This window comes from Oscillochloris sp. ZM17-4 (assembly GCF_019599295.1).
Classification (GTDB): Bacteria; Chloroflexota; Chloroflexia; order Chloroflexales; family Chloroflexaceae; genus Oscillochloris.
This window is the reverse complement of sequence record NZ_JAIEWN010000005.1, coordinates 80,009-85,104: the sequence shown is the minus strand read 5'-3', so window position 1 is coordinate 85,104 and position 5,096 is coordinate 80,009. Positions and strand designations below refer to the sequence as shown.

The window sequence follows — 5,096 nt, the reverse complement described above, 5'->3', positions numbered from 1 at the left end:
CCCACTTCACCAGGTCGCCCTCGGCGTAGGCCCGCGAGATGCGGTCGGTCTCATCGACCATCTGGTCGAGCGAGCGGATGCGGAAGACGCGGGCCTTGTTCTTCGGCTGGTTCTCGATCGTCTCCTCAACCCGCAGGAACCCGTCATCCCCGGGCTCGCCCCCCTCATCGTCCCAGAGGCCGGCGTCGCTGTCGCCCTGGTCCACCGCGGCCACGCTCGTCTTGCCCAGCGGGCCGCCGGCGAGGCTGACCTCGGGGCCGCCCGGCCGGGTGCGCAGCTCCTCGCCCTGCTCCAGGGCCTGCAGGGCGGTCTCCAGGGTCAGGTTCGGGTTGGCGGCGAAGTAGGCCACCAGCTTGCTCAGCTCGGCGGCGGACATGCCCTCGTCCACCGCGAAGCGCGCCAGCTCGATCTGAGTCTTCGGGCTAGCCACGCGGCGCAGGTGCTGGGCCTGGGTGACATTCAGCTCGCCGCGGCGGATCATCTGCTGGACATCGTCGGGCAGGTCGAGCAGGCCGAGGTAGCGCCGCACGGTGCGCCCGCTGAGCCCGACCGCCTCGCCGACGATGTCGTCCAGGTCGCTCTCGGGGAGCTTGCCGCGCTCGACGATGATCTGCGCGCGCAGGCGGGCGTAGGCCCGGGCCTGCTCGACGTCGTTCAGATCCTGGCGCTGCACATTCTCGATCAGCTGGCGCAGCAGCAGGTCCGGGTCGTCGGTGTCGAGCACGATGCAGGGCACCCGCTCCAGGCCGAGCTGGACGGCGGCGGCCCGCCGACGCCCGCCGTAGACCACCCGGTAGCGCCCGCCGCCGGACGCCACCACGCCGAGGGGCTGGAGCAGCCCGCGCTCGGCGATCGTCGCCGCCAGGCCGGCGACATCCCCCGGGTCCTCACGAACCCCGTCCGGGTCAGCCTCAAGCTGGCGCGGGTCGAGGTAGAGTAGTTGCATTGACATAGCAGACAGCTCCTCAGATGAACACATTTGTTTGATAGTATAACACAGAACCACGTCTAACCAGGCGTGCGAGGGCAGCGCCCTCGCACGCCTGGTTAGGCGACTAAGCTCACCGCCCCAGGCTGCACCTCGACCCTCACCCGTGTGGCATGGGTCGCCACCACCTCGCCGTCGGTGGCGACGGGGATGCCGTTTGCGCAGAGCACCTCGATGCTGCGGGCGCGGCCCATCGTCACCTCGCGCAGGGTGGTGTGTGTGCCCTCCATCAGCTTGGGCAGGTAGCGGATGATCTGGTCGAGGCGCAGCTTCTCGACGATGCAGATATCGAGCAGGCCGTCATCGATCATGGCCTCGGGGGTCATCAGGAAGCCGCCGCCCTGGCTGCGCCCGCTGGCCACGCTGGCGAAGAGCAGGCGCCTCCGCACCTCATACTCGTCGAAGCGCACGGTCATCACATTGGCCTTGTACGAGCCCAGGGCGCGGATGATCGCCATGAGGTAGACGGCGAAGCCTTTGAGGCCGGTCAGCTTCAGGCTCTCGACGGCCACCTGGGCGTCGAGGCCCATGCCGAGGCCGTTGATGAAGTGGCGTCGCTCCTCGCCGGCCGGCGACTCGACCGTGATCTTGCCGAGGTCGATCGGGCGGGTGCGGCCTGCGGCCAGGCGGCGCACGGCGCCGTGAATATCGTTCGGCACAAACCCGTCGAGCACCTTGACGAAGTCGCTGCCGGTGCCGAGCGGCACAATGCCGAGGGCGGCCTCGCGGCCGAGGCGCTCACGTCCGCCGACCAGGCCGTTCACCACCTCGTTGATCGTGCCGTCGCCGCCCACCGCCGCCACGCAGTCGTAGCCGCGGTCTAGGGCCTGGTAGGTTAGCTCGGTGGCCCCGCCGCGGGCGTGGGTCTCCACGAGGTCGAACTCCGCGCCGGCGGCGCGCAGGGCGGCCTCAAGCTCGGGGCGGCGCTGGCCCGCTGCGCCGCGCCCGGCCCACGGGTTGAGGATGACGCAGGTTTTCATGGCACTGGCCCGCTTTCATCAACATCTTCGGGAAGTTCTTCTGGCTCAGCGACAAGATTTTCGGTTAAAGTCCTCTGAATTGCAAGGTATTCAGTTCCTATCTCCATAACAATATTGTCTTGGTCGAATCGCAATCTTAACTCTGGCAGTTCATCTCGAACTGCTGAAACGAGAGATCGCAGAGGTTGATGCACATAAAGCTCTAAAAATGCAGCCATTGTAGATCCGGCTGCTTCTGCAAGATGATTCCATGCTTGCATGCCTATATAGGCTTCTCCACCTGCGCTGATAAACGCACGGCTCAATTCATCTAGTTTGCTATTTGGGGTTGGATCGAGAACGACCAGAACGGGCTGATATCCGCTTGCCTGGCAGTCTTTTGGAAACTCAAGTTCTTCATGCCACCTCCCCTGTCCTGATGCAGCAATGGTTACGCGGATTTTGATCTCGTAGGCTTTATCATTGATCACGCAATCGACTTGTCTACCTTGATCACCGCGCCCCCCTCGTTTCACCGGGCTTTTTTTGGCGCTGTAAGGCACTCCACCTATCGCATATGCGATTATTGGCTCAAAGACATAGCCTGTTTCCTGTCCAGCTCGATTGTCTATATCGAACATCCACTTGCGCCAGAACAACAAGCCAACAAGTCCTGATGTGCTCAGGGTTCCGTATTGCAACAGCCCACGGGGGCCAACTTGGTCGATAGTGGGAATTGCCTGTGATTGCAGAATTCGCTCGTACTTCAGCCTGGCCTTGTGTAAGGTCGCAAGGCAGAAGAAGTAGGTGTCTGCATCTGGGCGCTCATAAACGAGCCTTTCAAAGAGCGTAAGAAAATTCAACCCCGGTAGTCGAAGATCTGAAATGCTTTTTGATCCAAAAAAAGGCTCTACATGGCCTGGAATATCGGGGAAACTCTGCTCTAGCCCAAGATCGCTGACAATGGTCGCCAGGAGGTAACAACATACAGGATCATCGAGCGCTACGCCCAGGTCGCTTCCTCCGCCGGTACGGGCCTTTGTGATAAGTGATCGCTGATGAGCAGTTAGTCCCATAGGGTGAGCCTTTCGATAACGGGGTGTTTGAGGTAGCGTTGGTTTACTAACTCAATCACATAACGCAACGCTGGGCTAACTCCAGATGAGAGCGTCGGGATGAAGCTGAGAAGCTCGCCGGTATGCGCTAAGCTCTGCTGGTGCTTTGCATCTGTGCGATCTACGTCTTTGAGTAAGCTCTCAGCGATACGCTCGGCAAGCAGCGGCGGAACCGCATTACCGATGAGTTGCATTTGATCGGCGCTACCGCCAATAAATATGAAATCGTCGGGGAAGGTTTGGAGTCGAGCGCACTCGCGGATGGTGAGTGGACGATGCTCATACGGATGCAAGAACTCCCCCTGCATGCCGCCGGTGATCGCTTTTGAAGGCTCGCCTGGCTTGAGCCGTTTGATTCCAGATGGCGCGCCTCCACGCTTTTCTGTCGGAGTACCATCCATAACTCGCCGCGCCGCCCGCCGCCGAAAGCTGGTGTGCTGTAACTCCTCTGGCAGATCGCGCATCGTCTGCCCTGGCTTCAATGCAATAGCTCGCTGTAACTCCAGAGGGCTCAACTGCCGATGAACATGGCCTTGGATAGCACCTGGCGGTTGCGGAGATGCTGGCGGCAGGGTGCGCAGTGAATCCATAATCGAAGGAGTCAATGGCAAATGCTGCGAGGCAAGCTGAGCGCCAGGAGCGCCATAGGCAGTATGTGTGTATTCAGGGAAAGAAGGAGCCCAGCCTAAGCCGCCAATTGCGATAATACGCTTCCTGTGCTGTGGCACTCCAAAATTAGCGGCATTCACCTTGCGCAGATGGATCTGATATCCGGCTTCAATAAGCGGATCGAGGAGGTCAATGACATTTTTTCCGTTCTCAGCAGTTAAGAACCCTTCAACATTCTCGAAAACAAAGGCTGTAGGGCGTAGATCTGCGACGATACTGGCAAATCTACCGACAAGGATATTTCTTCTATCTGTGTGCTGGCGCAACCCTGCGGAGGAGAAGCCCTGGCATGGAGGGCCGCCAATGATGACATCACTTGTTTCGAGCTCAATAGGCTGTGATAGATCAATGCGTTCGATATGAGGGCCGATGTTGTGCTGATATGTCTCAATTGCCGGCCTAAAATGGTCAATAGCCCGTACAATCTGAAAGCCGGCCTTTTTGAAGCCGAGCGACATGCCACCTGCCCCGCAGAAGAGATCGAGGACGGTTTTCTCTCTCGCTTCCATATGCATACCACCGTTCCTCGAACTTTTGTGCTTAACCTGTAATAGTGTATCACATGCTTCACGCTTTGGCAAGCCTACTCGCGCGCCCCGCTATTAAACTCAACCAGCGCCTCCCAGTTGATTCTCCCGTCAGGGCGACAGAAATCAGCCACGAATGCGGCAGTGAAGCGATTCACCGCCGCCGCCCAGGCATGATCAAACTCCACCTTGTGGCGAGTCGGTCGATCCTGCATGACCCGGATGATCCGCAGATACAGCGTCGGATCTCCGGTCAGCTCTTGCCAGAAGACCTGGCCGCTCGCCTCGCCGCCTTTGCTAGGGGGCTCAAAGAATACATCGCTAAAGATGCCCTCATCTGAGGATGACAGGTATGTCTGGAGGAGTGTCTCGACAATCTCGGAAGCTTCCTGCATGCCGATAGCGCAAAATCGGTAGGGATTCTTCCGTTTGAGGATATTTGCGAGCTTGAGCCCCTCTAACTTCTGGATTCGGTGCGCGTAGAAGCTATCCAGAAGCTGCCCGACAATGTGTTCAAGTTCGGTATCAGTCAGAGTCACGCACTGCCTCCAAACAGATCATCTGGGTGCGCGTTCGGCTCCCCTCTCCCGCTACGGCGGGAGAGGGGCCGCGGGTGAGGAGACTAGGTGACAGGGAGGTTAGATCGCCATCCCCAGCGCCTCGGCCGCCGTGAAGATGTCCTTGTCGCCGCGGCCCGAGAGGTTCACCAGGATGATCTGGTCTTTGCCCATGGTCGGCGCGAGCTTGATCACCTCGGCGATCGCGTGGGCGCTCTCCAGGGCCGGGATGATCCCCTCGCTGCGCGAGAGGGTCTCGAAGGCGTCCAGGGCCTCCTCGT

At 60.0% G+C, this 5,096-nt stretch carries 5 protein-coding genes and 1 pseudogene; all 6 read right to left on the bottom strand.

The window, feature by feature from the left end:
* A partial coding sequence (locus tag K2Z83_RS06290; protein WP_220594431.1) for a ParB/RepB/Spo0J family partition protein occupies window positions 1–946 on the bottom strand: 946 nt, incomplete at its 3' end.
* Window positions 947–1,047: 101 nt separating this feature from the next.
* Window positions 1,048–1,968, bottom strand: a complete 921-nt coding sequence (locus K2Z83_RS06285) for a diacylglycerol kinase family protein (RefSeq protein WP_220594322.1) — start codon at window positions 1,966–1,968, stop codon at window positions 1,048–1,050.
* Window positions 1,965–3,023, bottom strand: coding sequence for a hypothetical protein (locus K2Z83_RS06280; protein WP_220594321.1), 1,059 nt, complete (start codon window positions 3,021–3,023; stop codon window positions 1,965–1,967). Before K2Z83_RS06280 ends, K2Z83_RS06285 begins: the two co-directional genes overlap by 4 nt.
* A complete protein-coding gene (locus K2Z83_RS06275; protein WP_220594320.1) occupies window positions 3,014–4,246 on the bottom strand; it encodes a DNA cytosine methyltransferase in 1,233 nt (410 codons plus the stop codon). The genes K2Z83_RS06280 and K2Z83_RS06275 overlap by 10 nt, the downstream gene beginning before the upstream one ends.
* Window positions 4,247–4,314: 68 nt before the next feature.
* Window positions 4,315–4,797, bottom strand: coding sequence for a PmeII family type II restriction endonuclease (locus K2Z83_RS06270; protein WP_220594319.1), 483 nt, complete (start codon window positions 4,795–4,797; stop codon window positions 4,315–4,317).
* 99 nt (window positions 4,798–4,896) lie between these two features.
* Window positions 4,897–5,096: pseudogene (locus K2Z83_RS28810) on the bottom strand (tryptophan synthase subunit beta); the annotation flags it as partial.

Bases quoted from the DNA above. Each gene is read 5' to 3' on its own strand.
- K2Z83_RS06275 (WP_220594320.1), bottom strand. From the start codon at position 4,246: ATGCATATGGAAGCGAGAGAGAAAACCGTCCTCGATCTCTTCTGCGGG.
- K2Z83_RS06285 (WP_220594322.1), bottom strand. From the start codon at position 1,968: ATGAAAACCTGCGTCATCCTCAACCCGTGGGCCGGGCGCGGCGCAGCG.
- K2Z83_RS06280 (WP_220594321.1), bottom strand. From the start codon at position 3,023: ATGGGACTAACTGCTCATCAGCGATCACTTATCACAAAGGCCCGTACC.